At 44.0% G+C, this 1,445-nt stretch carries 1 protein-coding gene; it reads left to right on the forward strand.

The genetic code is table 11. The features are described 5' to 3' along the window. The first annotated feature begins 47 nt into the window (after positions 1–47). Positions 48–1,417 (forward strand): IS3-like element IS150 family transposase gene (locus ACJHYD_RS24445; RefSeq protein ID WP_085948682.1). Its coding sequence is split into 2 segments (ribosomal slippage): positions 48–528 and positions 528–1,417, totalling 1,371 coding nucleotides; the frame shifts between segments, so codons are not numbered across the junction. Positions 1,418–1,445 lie beyond the last annotated feature (28 nt).

A 1,445-nucleotide genomic window follows, 5' to 3' on the forward strand; every position in this document is an offset into this window, starting at 1 on the left:
TGTACTGCACCCATTTTGTTGGACGATGAAATGGAATAGCCCCTAATATGTCAAAGCCAAAATACCCTTTTGAAAAGCGCCTTGAAGTCGTGAATCACTACTTCACAACTGATGATGGTTACAGGATCATCTCGGCACGTTTTGGTGTCCCCCGAACCCAGGTCAGGACATGGGTTGCCCTCTATGAAAAACATGGAGAAAAAGGTTTAATTCCCAAACCTAAAGGCGTTAGTGCTGATCCAGAGTTGCGTATTAAGGTCGTGAAAGCTGTGATCGAGCAGCACATGTCCCTTAATCAGGCTGCTGCTCACTTTATGCTTGCTGGTAGTGGTTCTGTAGCCAGGTGGCTGAAGGTCTATGAAGAGCGCGGAGAAGCTGGTTTACGCGCGCTCAAGATTGGCACCAAAAGAAACATTGCAATATCAGTTGATCCAGAAAAAGCGGCATCAGCATTGGAGCTGTCAAAAGACCGACGCATTGAGGATCTTGAAAGGCAAGTTCGATTTCTTGAAACGCGGCTTATGTATCTAAAAAAGCTGAAAGCCTTAGCTCATCCCACGAAAAAGTAAAAGTACTCAACGAGCTAAGGCAGTTTTATCCTCTTGATGAGCTTCTCAGGGCTGCGGAGATACCGCGCAGTACGTTTTATTACCATCTAAAGGCTCTCAGCAAGCCTGACAAGTATGCGGACGTTAAAAAGCGTATTGGTGAGATTTATCACGAGAATAGAGGCCGATACGGATACCGTAGGGTAACGCTGTCTCTTCATCGAGAAGGGAAACAGATTAACCATAAAGCTGTTCAGCGCCTGATGGGAACCCTCTCACTTAAAGCAGCGATTAAGGTCAAGCGATACCGCTCTTACAGAGGAGAGGTAGGGCAAACCGCCCCTAATGTTCTCCAAAGAGATTTCAAGGCTACGCGGCCAAACGAGAAGTGGGTTACCGATGTTACTGAATTTGTAGTCAATGGGCGCAAGCTGTATTTGTCTCCAGTAATAGATCTCTTCAACAACGAAGTTATTTCTTACAGCCTTTCGGAAAGACCAGTGATGAACATGGTTGAGAATATGCTCGATCAGGCATTCAAAAAGCTTAATCCTCACGAGCATCCTGTTCTGCACTCTGACCAGGGATGGCAGTATCGTATGAGAAGATATCAAAATATCCTTAAAGAACATGGTATTAAACAAAGCATGTCCAGAAAAGGCAATTGTCTGGATAATGCTGTGGTGGAGTGTTTCTTTGGAACCTTAAAGTCGGAGTGTTTTTATCTTGATGAGTTCAGTAATATAAGCGAACTGAAGGATGCTGTTACGGAATATATTGAATACTACAACAGCAGAAGAATTAGCCTGAAATTAAAAGGTCTGACTCCAATTGAATATCGGAATCAGACCTATATGCCTCGTGTTTAACTGTCCAACTTTTTGGGGTCAGTACAAA

The organism is Escherichia sp. WS1368 (genome assembly GCF_046487485.1).
GTDB classification, from domain to species: Bacteria; Pseudomonadota; Gammaproteobacteria; order Enterobacterales; family Enterobacteriaceae; genus Escherichia; species Escherichia coli.